The sequence below is a fragment of the Demequina sp. B12 genome, from assembly GCF_028823635.1.
In the GTDB taxonomy this organism is placed as follows: Bacteria; Actinomycetota; Actinomycetes; order Actinomycetales; family Demequinaceae; genus Demequina.
This window is the reverse complement of sequence record NZ_JAPEHU010000004.1, coordinates 112,451-128,481: the sequence shown is the minus strand read 5'-3', so window position 1 is coordinate 128,481 and position 16,031 is coordinate 112,451. Positions and strand designations below refer to the sequence as shown.

Genomic DNA, 16,031 nt, shown 5'->3' with positions numbered 1-16,031 from the left:
TGATTACTCTGCCTTCCCTAGTCCGAAGAACCGTTCGAAGTAGTTTCCGAGCTTCTCAATGACACGCTGCTTCTTCTCCCCGTGTCCCCCGTCCGGACTGAACCGGGAGACCGGCGGCAAGACTCGGGTGATCGCAGTGCCGGTGGTGCGGAGCGCGCCGTCGCGGAAGGCGGTTTCGACAAACACACGGGCCTCGTCGGCGCGCAGGCCTTCGTCCGCGATGATCGCCTCGAGTTCTGATTCGCGTCGCGCTGCGATGAAGGCTTGCCATTCGTCGTCGACGGTTCCATCGCCGCTGACCCTTCGCACAAACTCTTCGATCAGGTCGCGTTTGTTACGTAGCGAGGGGCTGGCGTCCACGGCACGCGAGATTTCGGCTTGTACTTCTTTGTCGTCGCCGTCGCCGTTGCTGGCCCGGTACTTGTCGACCAGCATGAGGATGTAGTCCACGTTGATTTCGACTTGTTTGATCAGTTCGATCTCGAAGACAACGTCGTCGTTGATGACTTCCTTGTCGGCGTCACCTACGCGCCGGTACTCGGCGTAGAGGTCTAGGTAGTCGCTGCGGTAGTCCTGGCTTTGGCGGGGGGTGAGGATCTCGTTACCCGCGAACTCGTCGAATGAGGTCAGGATGTTTGCCAGGCGCAGGATGGCGCCGTAAAGCGCGATGAAGTCCTTCTGGGCAGCTTCGCCGATGATCTGCTGTCCGGGCGGGAAGCGGTCCAGCAGTTCAATGACCTTGCTGGCGTACTCCGTGTAGTAGTCGCCGTAGGGCTTGAGCAGGACGATGCCGCGAGCGTCTTTGTTGCCAAACAGTTCTAGAGCGCTGTTGGTTTCTTCTTGGAGGTCACGGAACGCGACGATGTTGCCGTAGGTCTTGACGGAGTTGAGGATGCGGTTGGTACGGGAGTATGCCTGGATGAGGCCGTGGGCTCGCAGGTTTTTGTCCACGAACAACGTGTTCAGTGTGGTGGCGTCAAATCCGGTGAGGAACATGTTGACCACAATGACCATGTCGAGTTCACGGTTCTTGAGCCGTTGCGAGAGGTCTTTGTAGTAGTTCTGGAACTTGTCCGCACTGGTGTCGTAACTGGTGCCGAACATGCCGTTGTAGTCGTTGATGGCGATCTCAAGTTGGGTGCGCGCATCACGACTCAAAGCGAGGGCGTCGAAGGATTCCTCGGCAAGGCTGGTGTCGTCCGGGTTGTCGTTGGCGCCGTAGGAGTAGATCATCCCGATCTTGAGCCGCCGCTCCGCCGGCAAGTCCTGCTGCGCGTGGTTGAAGGCAAAGTAGTACCGCGTTGCCGCTTCGATGGAGCTGGTGGCGAAGATGGCATTGAAGCCGCGGACTCGCTTGCGTTCGCTGATGGCGCCGGCTTGTTTGCGGGTGCGTGTGGAGGCGGGAACGTTGGTGACTACGGAGTGTTCGTAGCTGATGGCGCGCTTGGTTTTCTGGTCAAAGTGTTCCAGCGTGTACTTCACGATTTCACTGATGCGTTGGGAGGACAGCAGCGCACGCTCGGTGTCGATGGCAGGAACTTGGGCGTCGGCTACGTTGCCTACGCGGATTGACTTGACGTAGTCGATGCGGAACGGCAGCACGTTCTTGTCGGTGATGGCGTCCACGATGGTGTACGTGTGGAGTTTGTGGCCAAAGGCTTGTTCGGTGGTCCGCATGCCTGGGCTTCCGCTGGACCCTGCGTTCGCGGCGAAGATGGGTGTGCCGGTGAAGCCGAACAGGTTGTAGCGCTTGAATGCCTTGGTGATCGCGGAGTGCATGTCTCCGAACTGGGAGCGGTGGCATTCGTCGAAGATCAGGACATTGTGCCCCGAGTAGATGCTGTGCCCTTTGTTTGCGCTGACAAAGTTGGCGAGCTTCTGAATGGTGGTGATGATGATCCGTGCGTTTGGGTCCTCGAGTTGCTTCTTCAGCACCGCGGTTGAGGCGTTCGAGTTCGCCGAGCCTTTCTCGAACCGGTCGTACTCGCGCATGGTTTGGTAGTCGAGGTCTTTGCGGTCCACAACGAACAGCACTTTGTCCACGCTGTCCATCTTTGATGCGAGCTGCGCGGTTTTGAACGACGTGAGGGTTTTGCCTGAGCCGGTGGTGTGCCACACATAGCCACCTGCCGCGACGGTCCCGAGCGGCTTGCTGTTGCCTGGCGTGGTGGACACGTCGATGCGTTGCAGGATGCGTTCGGTGGCGACGATTTGGTAGGGCCTCATGACCAGCAGTAGGCGGTCGGCGGTGAGGACGCAGTAGCGGGTGAGGATGTTCAGCAGGGTGTGCTTGGCGAAGAAGGTTTTCGCGAATGACGTGAGGTCCGTGATCGGCTTGTTTTGGGCATCGGCCCACCAGGACGTGAACTCGAAACTGTTGCTGGTTTTACGTCCCTTGCCTGGCTTCGAAGCCTCTTTGAGGTGGGCGTTGCGGGTGGTGTTGGAGTAGTACTTGGTGCGGGTGCCGTTGGTGATGACGAACAGTTGCACGTACTCGAACAGTCCGGAGCCTGCCCAGAAGCTGTCGCGTTGGTAGCGGTTGATTTGGTTGAACGCTTCGCGGATGTCCACGCCGCGGCGTTTGAGTTCGATGTGCACCATGGGCAGGCCGTTGACTAGGACGGTGACGTCGTAGCGGTTGGCATGGTTGGCGCCGCCTTCGCCGCGGTCTACCTCGTACTGGTTGATGACTTGCAGACGGTTGTTGTGGATGTTCGTCTTGTCTAGCAGGGTGATGTTTTTGGTGGTGCCGTCGTCGCGTTTGAGGACTTGGACGTGGTCTTCTTGGATGCGGACGGTTTTCTCAACTATGCCGTCGTTCTTGCCGGCAATGCTGGCGGCGAAGAACCGTTCCCATTCTGAGTCAGTGAAGCCGATGACGTTGAGGGCTTCCAACTGGGCGCGCAGGTTGGCGACGAGTTGAGCCTCTGACGTGATGGGCAGGTGTTCGTAGGCCTGGGTTTGCAGGAGCCGGATGAACTCTTGTTCGAGGGCGGACTCGGATTGGTAGGCGGCCGATGCTGCTGGCTCCGCTTCATACTCGGCGACCACGGTGCTTTCTGAGGACACCGCGATGGGGTCGTACTTGCGTGCAGGTGCCTCAGTCACGACCCGCCTCCTTGAAGGTCAACAGCTTGTCGCGATAGTACTCATACTGCTTGCGCCGAGCCGCGAGTTCCGCAGGGAGACCAACACTGAGGTCGTTCACCAGCGCATCGAACTCGTCAAGCTCCGAAGCGATCCGACGCTGCTCATGCAGCGTCGGCAGAGGGACCAAGATCTTCCCAAGGTTTGTTCGGGAAATGCGCTGCCGAGTGCCGCCGCTCTGAAATGCGAGCATCTGCTTCCGGACGGGATGCGAGTTCAGCGCGTGCATGACATACCGGGGAACTACATCGCTTCTGCTCGATCGAAGAATGGCGACATCCACCACCGTTGCGGCCGCACCAACTCCGTCGGGTACCTGACACGCGCGGCCCAATGGCGACGGCATCCTCGCGATCAGAATGTCTCCAGGTTTCAGCAAAGTGCAGTTGAGCCGGGCAGCCTGGTCCTGCCGCATCCATCGGTCACTGCGGTCCCGAAACTCTCCAACTCCAACATCGGCGAGCTGCGTTAGGCGCACTTCCCCGCTAGGGTCTTGGTCCTTCGATTCGACCCAATCGCCATCTCCGAAGTAGCCATCGCCAGCGAGTTCCGCGATAGGGAGACCTAACGGCGCGGTGGCATCCGCCGCCTGGATCAACTGATCACGGTAGTGGGCATACTGCGTCCGCCGAGCCTCCAGCTCCGCCTCCAGCTCCGCCTCTAGCGCAGTGAACTTGTCCAAGATTCGCACGATCTCGCGCTGCACCTCAAGCGGCGGCACCGGTACCCGGACCTTGTGTAGTTGCTTGGCCGAGACATCAATCACCTTTGTGCCGGTCGCAAGCGCACGTTTCTGTTTGGCGAACCCAGGAGATTGAAACCAGTAGGACAGGTACTTGGGGTCCAGGCTGTGCCGAATGATCGTTGCGTGGCCCCCTGTCACGATTGGAGATGAACCCAGCCAGGCGACGGCTTTGCAGACATCGTCGATGTTCTCACTTGTGTTGGTGATGATGATGTCCCCCGGCTCAGCAGTAGCGAGCCGCGCCGCCGTCTCAGGAGCTACATAAGACAACGTGGTCTCGGTCCACACCCCGTAGCGGGTGTAGATCTGACCGTAGTGGATAGCGCCCACACCTTCATCGGTGAGCACCGACTTAGGCATTCCGTTCCCACGAACCAAAGCTGCGATGTCACCAAGCGGCTTGAACTCCACGCCATCAGGACAGTGCTCAGCAATCAGGTCATCGATCCGGCTCACTTGTTGCCCCCTTCGATCCGGCGCTCCGCGTCTTTCACCGCGTCCAGGTAGGCGCGTTCTACGGCGGCCTCCGAAGCATCGGCTGTATGGCGGAAGTCCTCATACGCCTGCTCGGCAACCTGCTTGGCCTGCGCCTGGCTGACGGTGCCCGCGTTGTCCAGAACGTCCGCATCCATGGCGGTGAACATGCGGTCCAAGTGTTCCAGCCAGTCCTTCATGTAGGTGGGCTGGTGGCTCATGGCCCTGAACTCGGCCGCATCAAAGTATGCGGAGACCAAGCGGTTGAGGCGCTTCAGTTCAGCCTCGGTCAGGTAATTCTTCGCTACCGAGACCTCCGACTTGTGGGGCCGTTCGCCCTTGAAGTTAGTCAAGCCCATGTGTGGCTGAGAAGCATCGGCGCGCTCCGCCACCACCTCCGCGGCAGTATGACCGTGCGCAGCAAAGTGGAACTTGTTCTGCACCACACTGAAGAACTGCTTGGTGTCCTGCGCAGAAGGGTCGTAATCCACGCTCGTGGCATACAGGTCAAGCAGTTGACGGTGCATGACCTTCTCGGAACTGCGGATATCCCGAATGCGCTCCAGCAGTTCACGCCAATAGATGCCGCCACCCAACTCTTTGAGCTTGGCGTCATCCATGGTGAAACCCTTGACCAGGTACTCACGCAGACGGTCCGTGGCCCAGATGCGGAAGCGCGTAGCCACCGCACTCTTGACGCGGTAACCCACAGAGATGATCGCGTCCAGGTTGTACAGGAGCACAGAGCGCTTGACCTGCCGGGCACCCTCGGTTCGAACTTGTAAGGATTCCTTACTAGTTGCCTCAGCGCTGAGTTCGCCCTCGTCGTAGACATTGCGCAAGTGCATCGTGATGTTCTCGCGCGAGGTCTGAAACACGTCAGCGATCTGCTGCTGGGTCAGCCACACCGTGCCGCCCTCAACCTGCACCTCAATGCCAGGAGAACCATCCTCGCGTTGGTACAGGACAATCTCGCCGTTCGCGCTTTCAGTCATCAGAACAAGTCCTCAAGCTGCCCGTTCTCCCCCAGGAAACGGACCTTGCCCGGCATGCGGTCATCAACGGACGGCCCCACCGGGAACTCCACGAACGCCCCGTACAGGTAACCCAAATCACGCCGGAACCCTTCCAAGCGTGCGATGTCGTTGTCGCCGTCGCGACCCCACTTCTTCGCTTCGACCACCAGCACGTTGTCGTCCCCGCCGCGCCGGTGGACCACGATGTCCGGGAACACACGGCCCGTGCCCTGCGCGTCGCTCAGCACCTTGCGTGCGGACCCACCGCGGTCCCTGTTGTACTCGCAATCCACGTGATAGCCGGGGAACTCCCGCTCCAGGTAGACGGCCAAGCGGTGGGTCAAGGACCGTTCGCTGGAATCCCACAGCAAGAGATCGCGGTCCTGTTGCAGCACAGTGAGATAGGCGTTGCGGAATCCCTCCCGCACCTGCTCCGCGTCCATGGTCACTCGGTTCCCCCCTCAAGATCCGCGACGATCGCGTCGATCGAAGTCCTGAGCTCCGCCTGGCGGGCCACGATCTGGGCGATCTCCGCGTTCAGTTCAACAATGTCCACTTCTTCGCGGGTGTCCTCCGCCTCTACATAGCTGGACACGGCGATGTTGTAGTCGTTGTCACCAATCGCATCGTTGCCCACCAATGCCGCCATGTGTGCCACGTCCTCGCGCGCAGCGAGCGTGTCGAGCACAAACTGCTGGTGCTTGGACGTGAGGCGGTTCTTGTTGCCCACACGGGTGAACTGTTGTGACGCATCCAAGAACAGCACCGAGTTGTCCCGCTTGGACTTCTTGAGCACGATGATGCAAGTCGCGATCGTGGTTCCAAAGAACAGGTCTGGCGGTAGCTGGATGACGGCATCCACATAGTTGTTGTCGATCAGATACTTGCGGATCTTTGCCTCGGCACCGCCGCGGTACAACACACCGGGGAACTCGACGATCGCCGCAGTACCGTTCACGGCCAGCCACGACAAAATGTGCATGGTGAACGCCAGGTCCGCCTTGGACTTAGGAGCCAACACCCCCGCCGGAGCAAAGCGCTCATCGTTGATGAGCAGCGGGTTGGCGTCCCCCTCCCACTTAATCGAGTACGGGGGGTTGGAGACGATCGCTTCAAACGGCTCATCATCCCAATGCTGAGGGTCCAGCAGTGTGTCACCGTGGGCGATGGAGAACTTCTCGTAGTTCACGTCGTGAAGGAACATGTTGATACGCGCAAGGTTGAACGTAGTCAGGTTGATCTCCTGACCGTAGAACCCACCCACGTTCTCAGTACCCAGCACCTTCGCGAACTTCAGCAAGAGCGAACCAGAGCCCGCCGCCGGGTCATACACCTTGTTCACGCTGGACTTACCCGCAACCGTGATGCGCGCAAGGACCTCCGAGACCTCCTGCGGCGTGTAGTACTCGCCACCGGACTTGCCTGCCTGGGAGGCATACATCTGCATCAGGTACTCGTAAGCATCCCCAAAGAGGTCAATGGAGTTGTCCCCAAAGTTCCCCAACGGCAACTCCCCAATCGCATCGAGCAGCTTCACCAGCTTCTCGTTGCGCTTGGCCACCGTGTTGCCCAGCTTGGAACTGTTGACATCTAGATCGTCGAACAACCCCTTCAGATCGCCCTCACTGTCATGCCCCAACGCAGAGCCTTCAATGTCCTTGAAGATGCTCTCAAGCGTCTCGTTCAAGTTCGGGTCGTGGGGGGCGTTGCGGCGGACGTTCTGGAACAGTTCCGAGGGCAGGATGTAGAAACCCTTCTCCCTCACCGTCTCCTCACGCCCAAACTCCGCTTGGGCATCGTCCAGATGCGCATAGTCAAACGACGTGTCCCCCACCGCGTGCTCTCCACGGTTCAGATACGCCGTCAAGTTCTCCGAGATAAACCGGTAGAACAACATGCCCAGCACGTACGTCTTGAAGTCCCAACCATCCACACTGCCGCGCAGATCATTCGCGATGCGCCAGATGGTCTTATGAAGCTCAGTCCGCTGCGCTTCCGTAGTCGTAGGGGTCAAGGTCAGTGCTCTCCTTCGCGCGCGCCCCGACAGTTCCTGCGTGGGGTGATGAAGCAACGCTACCGACAAGCACTGACACGGCACGGCTGCCGTGCCGTGCATAAGTAAAGGCCGGAACCTGACGGTTCCGGCCTTGGCAGATAAGAAAAATCTTGGTGGAGCTGAGGGGAATCGAACCCCTGACCTTCTCATTGCGAACGAGACGCGCTACCAACTGCGCCACAGCCCCAGAATGCTCAGACAGATTACCACTTGGGACGCTACCGCCACACAACCCCTGCCCCACCGCCACAAGCCGTCAGGCGCCTCCCCACCACACACCCATGGCCACCTACGCGCCTCCCGGGTCGCATCGGCCGCCGCCACTAGGCTGACGGTAGGCCCCACGGACACTCCAGGAGGAACTGATGTCGATGCCGTTCAACGATGATCTTGCGATCGATCCGGAGCAGTTGACCCGCCGTGCGGTGAACGCTGCACGCATTACGATGGGTGTACTGGGCGGTGTGGGTGTTGCCATCGGTATTGCGCTGTTGGTGTGGCCGGGCAAGTCGCTGTCAGTGTTGGCGGTCTTTGCGGGCATCTTCTTTGTGGTGACCGGCATGGTGCGCACCGCGACTGGGATCTTCTCCCGTGACGTGTCCAGCGGCTTCCGCATTCTCAACATGATCGTGGGCATCTTCTTGCTGCTGGGCGGCGTGCTGATGCTGAAGAACCTGGCGGCGGCCACAGGTGTGCTGACGCTGATCGTGGTGATTTTGATCGGCATGGGCTGGATCATTGAAGGTGTGGCGACGCTCGCGCAGGCGGGCCGTTCACAGCATGCCACCGGCGCGTACATTCGCGGCGGCCTGGGCATCTTTGCTGGTTTGGTGGTGATTGTGGTGCCGTCGTGGAGCGCGCTGGCGCTGGTGGTGATGACCGGTGTGACATTCATCCTGATCGGCATCGTGGGCCTGGTACAGGCGTTCGCGTTGGGCAGGAACCTTCCCAAGGTGGGCGAGTCCAGCAACGCTGCCGACCCCCACCACACGGTCATCGACGGCTAACCACGGTGATCGAGGGCTAACCACCTCACCGCTTCTGGTCTTTCTTTGGAGGGCCGATGCCCGGGCCGCCATACGGCGCTGCACCTGGGCATCGGCCCTTCAGTGCGTTAAGCGAACCTTCACACTCCCGAAATGCGCTTGGAACGCGAGCCGCCTACCGTCACAGGCATAGGGTGACGGCGCATCCTCGCCGGCCCCGCACGGGAGGTGCGCATGTTGGACCATGTGGATCCGTTCATCGGTGTGGATGTCACGGACTTGCCGCCACGGTCTGGGTTGGCGGCCACGTGGTGGGCTCCCAAGCCGCTGATCGGCAACACTCATCCGGGGGCAACGCATCCGTTGGGGATGGTGAGTGCAGCCGCCTACTCGGGGGCGTACCCCACGGGTTACGGCCTGTACGACCTGTCAACGGAGGGCGTGCCGGAGCAGATTCACCAGTCACTCGTCGCCAGCGGCTTCACCCATTTTCAGCAGTCCGGAACAGGCGCTATCCGCAAGTACTACAACTACATGCGCGTGACCCCCATGCTGGAGTCGCTGGACGCCCTGGGGCGCACCTGGGCGCTGTCCGATGAGGAAGCCACGCCCGGCTGGTACCGAACGCGCCTGGACTCCGGTGTGGTCGCGGAACTCACGGTAGGCCCCAAAAGCGCCGTCCACCGCTACACCTTTCCCGCCCACCCGGACGCGCGCGTGGTGGTGGACATGTCCATGGGCGGCCTGGCCATTCCCTATGGCGCGACCGTCCCACTGCGCGCCCACCTGGAGTCCGTGGAGCCCGGCGTGGTGCAAGGCGAGATCGTGGTGGAAGGCGCCCCGCTGGCCGTTCACATCGAATGCGATGTCGAAACCTGGCGGCAACTGCTGTGGTACGACCGCCGCCTCATGCCCGGCGGCTCCACCCTGGCCTTCGATCACATCCGGCCCACCACCTTGCGGCCGTTCGGATTCATGTGGGCCGGCCCCACCACCGAAGGCCAGCAGGTGGAGCTGCGCATGGGGTTCTCGCTGCGGGGTGTGGAACAGGCGCGCAAGAACCTGGAACGTGACTGTGGCGCGGCTGCTCCCGCATTCGACCGCCGTGTCACGCAGACGCGCGCCGCCTGGGACTCCATGGTGAACCGCATCCACGTCCACACCGACAACCGCGAGCGCCGGGAAGTGTTCGCGACCGCCGTCTACCACTCGCTGATCAAACCGTCGTTTGCCGCGGACGAAAGCCCGTTCTGGCCCACCAAGGGTCCATGGGTGTTCGACATCTCGACCATGTGGGACATCTATCGCACCCAACTGCCGTTGCTCACGGCACTGGCGCCCGAGCGGGCTGTCGAGTTAGCGAATGCGCTGCTCACTATTTGCGAGCAAGAGGGCAACTTGCCTATCGGCTACCGGATGGCGCGCGGCTCGGACAGGTTTGGGCGGCAGGGTTCCGCGTTGGCGCACACCTTCCTGGCGGACCTGGCGCGGCTGGGCGTGCCCGGCATCGACTGGGAATGGGCGCTCGTGCACTTAGCGGCAGACCTGCGCCGGACCTACGGCGAGGACTACCTGCTGCGTGGAGTCACGCATCCCATCAGTCACACCTTGGACTTGGCGTACGGATACTGGTGCACCACCGCGGTCGCACGCCTGGTGGGGGACGATGCCCTGGCGGCAGAGTTTGAGCGCTTGGCCCAGCATTGGACGTCCGCATTTGGGGACGATGGCATGCTCGTGGACTCGACGTTCTACGAGGGCACCGCCGCGAACTACTCGTTCCGGCTGCTGCACACGATGGCGGAGCGGATCGCCCTGGGTGGTGGTGATGAAGCGTTCGTGGCCCTTCTGGATCAGTTCTTTGGGATGGGGGCCGATGCCGTGGCCCAGCCGGGGGTCAACCCGTCCGCGGAGGAGATGGCGCAGGGTTACGCGCTGGCACGTTTTGAAGGGCTCAACAATGAGCCCGACATGGATGCACCGTGGGCGTACCACTATGCGGGCCGGCCCGATCGCACTGCGGAAGTTGTCCACGCGATCGTCAACCAGCAGTTCGGGACGGGCCGAGGCGGCCTGCCCGGCAATGACGATTCTGGGGGCTTGTCCAGTTGGTATGTGTGGGCGTCGCTGGGGATCTTCCCGGTCGCGGGCCAGTCGGTGTTTCTGATCCACCCGCCGTCCTTCCATTACGCGACCGTGGCGATGGCGCACGGCACCCTCAGCATCGATACCTCGGGGTTTGTGGAACCCGTCCCGGGCGGGCCGGTGCAGTACATCCAATCCGCGAGCTTCAACGGCCAGCCCCTGACCGCCGCGTGGATCGACGCCGCCTCACTGCATGAAGGCGGCAGGCTCCACCTCACACTCGGCCCACAACCCAGCGACTGGGGCCACGCACACCGCCCCCCGTCGTGGACCCCACCCAGCCCAACGCCGCCCAGCCCAACGCAGCCCACGGCGGACTCCTCAGCCGGATCGGAGGTCACGTCATGACCGCTCCTCAGCCCCAGCATCGGCCCGGGTCCCTCCAGCAGACCCAACCCCAGCGTCGGCTCGTCATCGTGGTGCGTGCGGATCCTGTGATTTGTGGCCACTCGGGAGAGGCACGCAACCTCGCGGAGGTGGCGCTCACGCGCGGCTTTGACGATGTCCGGATCCTGACGTGGCCGCTGGAACGGCTGGAACAGACTGGCCTACCGTTGAAGCCCCTCGACACGGTGTTGCCGTACTCGCCTGGCATCACGGTGGAGCGTCCCGGCCCTGTGGGCGGATACAAGATTCCGGACGGCCGCTACCAGGCTGGCCTCACCGGGCGCCTCATCGAGCTGTTCACGGACGGCGTGCCCACCGTATGCGTGTCGCTCTACCTCTCACCGCACACCATCGCCGTGACCGACGCTGTGCGAGCAGCCCACGCCACCGGGCTCCCGGTGAACGTCACCACCATTGCGGAGGCCGTTGGGTCCGACGTCACCGATGTGGTGCGCGCGTGCGTCGAAGACGACCGTTTTGGCGCCGCCGCACACGTCTTGTCCAGCTACTTGGCTCAGGACCACTGCGTCGCGGTGTCGGAGTACACCAAGCAAGTCATCGTTGAAGCGGCCGCATCCATCGACGCCAAGCACAGCACCACATTTGCCGCCCAGTGCGCCGCACGAGTGGGGGTCTCCTACCCCGCCATCGACACCTCGGCCTATACCGCCCTCAACCCAGCCGTCACGGCGACCATGCTCCAAGCCCGCGGCCTCACCCCAGGCAGCTACATCCTGTTCCTGTCCCGTCTAGGCGCCGCCAAAGGGGTCGAGGACCTCATCGACGGCTACGCGGCATCCATGACGCAACACTCAAGGCGCCTCATCATCGCCGGACGAGGACCCGATGCCGCCCACCTACGCGACTACGCCGCAGCATCGGCCGCTTCCCACCGCATCACCTTCTTGGACGACGTGGGCGATGAAGAAAAGCCCCACCTCATGGCCGGCTGTGCCGCGTACGTCCTGCCGTCCAAGCCGCGCCCGGAGTTCACGGAGACGTTCGGCATCGCCCTCGTGGAGAACATGCTCGCCGGGGGCGGGCCCGTCATCACGTGCGCGACCGGCGGCATTCCGGAAGCGGTGGGCGGCACGGCGTTGATGGTGCCTGTGGATGCACCGCACGCGATCGCGGGGGCGCTCGATGAGGCTGTACTGGGGATGTCGGACGCTCAACGCGCCTCACATCGCGAGCGGGCACGGCAGTTTGGTCTGCAGTTTGACCGCGAGCGGGTTTTTGATCGGCTCATGGAGTTCGCGGGCCAGACCCGGCTCACCGGCAACCTCCCCGCGCACCGGTAGCCACCCCTCCCCCCCCCCCCCGTTCACCGTCAAATGGCTCCATTTGGTTGTTATAGCTAGCTAAAACAGCCAAATGGAGCCATTTGGCGGGAAAGCTTTAGGCCGAGGCGCGGCGGCGACGCGCAAGGATCGCGTCCAGAGCCGCAGTCGTGGTGGCGGCTTCCGTCTCGGGCTCGCTCGCCGCAACACCTGCGGTAGCGACGCCCGTAGCGGAGGTAGCAACACCGGTCGCGAGGGGAGCCGATGCGGCAGCGTCCTCCTCGCGAGCCTGACCCCAACGACGGGCACGGGCAAGTGCTGCGTCATAGTCCTGGGTAGAAATGGGGCGGGCTTCACGCTGACGCACCGTGGGCTTCAACGTGTATGACGGGGCTGGCATTTCGCGCGGCGACCATGCGGCCGACTGTTCCGCCGCTCGCTTACCCGTCGACGATGCGGCGGGCTTGTCCTCGGCGACAGGGGCCGGGGCCGTGAGCGGGGCCAAGTCTTCGGACGTCACGATGCGAATGGCCTGCGTGGCGACATCTGACGGCTCGACTTCCAGGCCGGCGGCACGTTCACGGCTCACCACACGCAGGGCCTGCGTCGCGGTGGCGGCGGCTTCGACCTCGCGGGACACCATCATGATGCGTTCGTCCGCCTTGCGCTGGGATGCGGCGGCACGAGCTCCCGCACCCAGAACACCCGCCAGCATTCCGGTCGACATGATGCCGATAACCGGAGAAGCGGCAGCAAAAGCAACAAAGCCCCAGCTCACCAGGGCAATCACCAAGGCGCCACCTGCGACAACGAGGCGGCGGCGCGCCTGTGCGGCACGCTCCGCCAGCACAGCGGCGCGGTCCCGGCGCACACGGAGGCGTTCACGCTGGGCAAACACGGCAGCCTGGTCAAGGGGGCCTGCGGGGCGGGACTGAGTCTCGGCTCGACGGGTCGCGACACGGGCTGCGGCCTGCTCGCTGACCTGCTGGGCACGCACGGCACCCGTGGAGAGGAGCGGCACCTGTCCGGAGTCGGTCGAGGGGCGGGTCGCGGCCTTCTCTAGGCGCTCGGCAGAGGATTTCACGACGCGCATTTGAGCGCTGTAACGGTCCTCTGTCCGGACAAGGGCGTAGTCGCCGCGCTCCTTGATGCGCTGCGGAAGAACGTATGCCACCACCAAGCCAAGGGCGATGATCGCAAGAATTCCGACGGGCACCATGGGGACGACGGTACGGCCACGCGCGCATGGAAGCGTGCAGGCGCGCGGCGTGTCAGTGGCCTTGCCCCCAATATCGGCCCACCCGGGGCTGGTCTTGAGTCCGAGCAAAGATCAGGTGGTCCCGCCACTGCCCGTCGATGAACAGATAGGAGCGCCGCATTCCTTCCTCGGCGAACCCCAGTTTGCGGGCGACAGCAACAGATCGTTCGTTCTCGGGACGCACCGCAATTTCGAGCCGGTGAAGCCCACGGTCGAAGGCCATCGATGACAGCATCGCGACCGCCGTGGGGACGATGCCCCGCCCCGCATGCCCTTCGTCGATCCAATATCCGAGCGACCCCCACCGCGCAGCGCCCCACTGGATGCCATAGATCGACACCCTCGCCACCAAATCACCATCGAAGGTGGCGACCGCGGGGTACCCCGTGTCGTTGCGCCATTGTTTGCGGTCCCGGCGCACGATCGTGGCGAAGGAAGCCGATGCTGGGGCACTACCGGGAGGGGTGGTCGCCTCCCACGGCTGGAGCCAGCGCCGGTTGCGCTGGCGGATGTCGATCCAGTCGAGTTCGTCTCCGCGTGACAGCGGCCGAACTTCCAGGGGCCCCCGCGTCAGTGTCTGTGGTCGCATCGGTCTTACCAGCGAGAACAGTGGATGCGCATGCCGGTCTCGACATGGCCGGTTTCTGGTCCGGTCCACGCGAGGGCGTCGGCCTGGGCGAGCGCATCGAGGGTGAGAGACCCGTCGCCGAGCGCCTCCGCGATGCGTCCCCCGTCGTGACGGGTGATGCGTACGGGAGTGGCGGTCACGGCACCTTCGGTCGCGGTCCACGGCTCCCCCACGGTCGCCATGTAGGTGTCGCGCTCACGTTGCGCGTACCCACACATGTCCCGTAGGGCGGGCCACACGCATGCCTCAAACCCGACCACGGCTGCTGCGGGGGTGCCCGACAGCGACACCACGGGAATGTGACGGTCACCCATGTCGATGGCTCCCAACCCTTGGCGGCCACCGGGAGAGAGCGCGACGTCAACCAACTCGAACGAGCCCAGGCGCTGCATGACCTGCGGCACGGTGTCACGGGGGCCGCCCGACAATCCACCTGTGGTGAGGAGCACGTCGGCACGGACCAACTGATCCTCGATCGCACGGCGTAGCGCCAAGGGTTCATCCGGCACCGGTCCCACCCGGAACGCCTGTGCACCGGCTTCCCTCACCAGGCCCGCCAACACGTGACTGTTCGCATCCGGAACACCGCCGCCCGGCCGGCGAGCGCCCGGATCAATGAGCTCATCACCCACGGAAAGGATCACCACGCGCGGCACGGGATGCACCGTGAGGCGGGGACGACCCAATGCTGCCGCCACCCCCACTTGGCGCGGCCCCAACTGCGTGCCCGCGTCGACGACCACGGTTCCTGCGCGCACATACGCGCCTGCGCCCGTCACGTACTGGCCGCTGTCGACCGCACCAGAGATCGCGACGCGCGCCACCCCCAGGTCCGTCCGCGAGGACGGCACCACAGCATCGGCTCCCCGCGGCAGCGGCGCGCCCGACGGCACCCGGGCGGCTGTTCCAGGGACGTGGGTGCGAGGTGATCGATCATCGAAACTCACGTCGTGGGAGACCACGAGGGTGGTGGACTCGCTCTGCACATCCGCACTGGCCACCGCATAGCCGTCACATGCGGCCACGGGAACGGCGGGTAGGTCGCGTGGGGCGATGATGTCCTCGGCGAGGGTGCCGCCCACCGCGTCGGCGATCAACACATCGAGAGCAGGGTTGCGTGCGAGCGCAGCACTCACCGCACGCTTATGGTCGGTGAGGCTTCTGACAGTCACGATTGGCATTGTTGCGCCCCCAGCCTGCCCGAGCAAGTGGCCGCGCTGTTCGCCGTTGGCGTGACGCTGGCGATACCGAACGTTTACGAAAACCTGACACAATGGTGGGCATGACCTCGCAGCCGAGCCATAGTCACGTCGAAGCTCCTGAGGACGCCAAAGCGCACTTGCGGGCGTCGGTACGGAAGGCAAGGCTCCACCGCTCCGTGCGTCGCAATGAGGAACTCGCGCTCCAACTCCGCGATCAGGTCCTCCAACTGCCCTCCATTCAGGCAGCAAGCTGTGTCTCTGTCTACGCCTCACGGCCCCACGAGCCGGGAACCTTGCCCCTGATCGAGGCCCTCCACGAACGTGACATCACCGTCCTGGTGCCGTGCCTGGGTGACGGACTTCAGCGCGGATGGGGTGTCTACGTCAGTTCCGACGACCTAGTAGAACGCGCTCCGGGCCGCCCTCCGGAGCCGTCCGGCACGTTCCTGCCCAGTGAGGCGCTCGCCCAGGCCGATGTCGTGGTGGTGCCCGCGCTTGCCGTCGATCAGTACGGCACGCGCTTGGGCCAAGGTGGCGGCTGGTACGACCGTGCCCTGGCCCAAGCACGTCCGGAAGCGCCCGTGGTGGCGTTGACGTTTACCTCGGAGTTCCATGTGGACGGCACCCATTTGCCGCGCGAGTCTCACGACCGCCCCGTGAACGCCGTCATCACGCCACAAGGGATCACCTCGTTGCCCGCGTAGAAT

Annotated in this window: 12 protein-coding genes and 1 tRNA gene; 4 read left to right on the top strand and 9 right to left on the bottom strand. The window is 63.2% G+C overall.

The features are described from left to right. Positions 1-3: 3 nt before the first annotated feature. The 6 genes from ON058_RS10000 to ON058_RS09975 form a co-directional block, all read right to left on the bottom strand. Positions 4-3,108, bottom strand: a complete 3,105-nt coding sequence (locus ON058_RS10000) for a type I restriction endonuclease subunit R (RefSeq protein ID WP_274668906.1) — start codon at positions 3,106-3,108, stop codon at positions 4-6. Next, entirely contained in the window at positions 3,101-4,348 is a 1,248-nt protein-coding gene (locus ON058_RS09995; RefSeq protein ID WP_274668905.1) for a restriction endonuclease subunit S, read from the bottom strand. The genes ON058_RS10000 and ON058_RS09995 overlap by 8 nt, the downstream gene beginning before the upstream one ends. After that, positions 4,345-5,361, bottom strand: coding sequence for a virulence RhuM family protein (locus ON058_RS09990; protein WP_274668904.1), 1,017 nt, complete (start codon positions 5,359-5,361; stop codon positions 4,345-4,347). The genes ON058_RS09995 and ON058_RS09990 overlap by 4 nt, the downstream gene beginning before the upstream one ends. After that, complete coding sequence (locus ON058_RS09985; RefSeq protein ID WP_274668903.1) at positions 5,361-5,831, bottom strand: hypothetical protein; 471 nt, start codon at positions 5,829-5,831, stop codon at positions 5,361-5,363. Before ON058_RS09985 ends, ON058_RS09990 begins: the two co-directional genes overlap by 1 nt. Further along, complete coding sequence (locus tag ON058_RS09980; protein WP_274668902.1) at positions 5,828-7,396, bottom strand: type I restriction-modification system subunit M; 1,569 nt, start codon at positions 7,394-7,396, stop codon at positions 5,828-5,830. The genes ON058_RS09985 and ON058_RS09980 overlap by 4 nt, the downstream gene beginning before the upstream one ends. A 153-nt stretch (positions 7,397-7,549) precedes the next feature. Next, positions 7,550-7,625: transfer RNA gene (locus ON058_RS09975), tRNA-Ala, on the bottom strand. A 178-nt stretch (positions 7,626-7,803) separates the two neighbouring features. On the opposite strand from ON058_RS09975, the gene ON058_RS09970 reads away from it, so the two are divergent. The 3 genes from ON058_RS09970 to ON058_RS09960 all read left to right on the top strand — a co-directional run bounded on the left by ON058_RS09970 (position 7,804) and on the right by ON058_RS09960 (position 12,257). Next, a complete protein-coding gene (locus tag ON058_RS09970; RefSeq protein ID WP_274668901.1) occupies positions 7,804-8,445 on the top strand; it encodes an HdeD family acid-resistance protein in 642 nt (213 codons plus the stop codon). A 213-nt stretch (positions 8,446-8,658) separates the two neighbouring features. Beyond that, positions 8,659-10,917, top strand: a complete 2,259-nt coding sequence (locus tag ON058_RS09965) for a glycoside hydrolase domain-containing protein (protein ID WP_274668900.1) — start codon at positions 8,659-8,661, stop codon at positions 10,915-10,917. After that, a complete protein-coding gene (locus tag ON058_RS09960; protein ID WP_274668899.1) occupies positions 10,914-12,257 on the top strand; it encodes a glycosyltransferase family 4 protein in 1,344 nt (447 codons plus the stop codon). Before ON058_RS09965 ends, ON058_RS09960 begins: the two co-directional genes overlap by 4 nt. Positions 12,258-12,354: 97 nt before the next feature. On the opposite strand, the gene ON058_RS09955 is transcribed toward ON058_RS09960, so the two are convergent. Genes ON058_RS09955 through glp form a run of 3 tightly spaced genes read right to left on the bottom strand, consistent with a single transcriptional unit; the run spans position 12,355 to position 15,294 of the window. Continuing rightward, positions 12,355-13,455, bottom strand: coding sequence for a hypothetical protein (locus ON058_RS09955; RefSeq protein ID WP_274668898.1), 1,101 nt, complete (start codon positions 13,453-13,455; stop codon positions 12,355-12,357). A gap of 52 nt (positions 13,456-13,507) precedes the next feature. Then, on the bottom strand, positions 13,508-14,083 hold the full coding sequence (locus ON058_RS09950) for a GNAT family N-acetyltransferase (protein ID WP_274668897.1): 576 nt from the start codon (positions 14,081-14,083) through the stop codon (positions 13,508-13,510). A gap of 5 nt (positions 14,084-14,088) precedes the next feature. Beyond that, entirely contained in the window at positions 14,089-15,294 is a 1,206-nt protein-coding gene (gene glp / locus ON058_RS09945) for a gephyrin-like molybdotransferase Glp (RefSeq protein WP_274668896.1), read from the bottom strand. 110 nt (positions 15,295-15,404) lie between these two features. Here glp and ON058_RS09940 point away from each other — a divergent pair, with 110 nt between their 5' ends. Beyond that, on the top strand, positions 15,405-16,028 hold the full coding sequence (locus ON058_RS09940) for a 5-formyltetrahydrofolate cyclo-ligase (RefSeq protein ID WP_274668895.1): 624 nt from the start codon (positions 15,405-15,407) through the stop codon (positions 16,026-16,028). Positions 16,029-16,031: the final 3 nt, after the last annotated feature.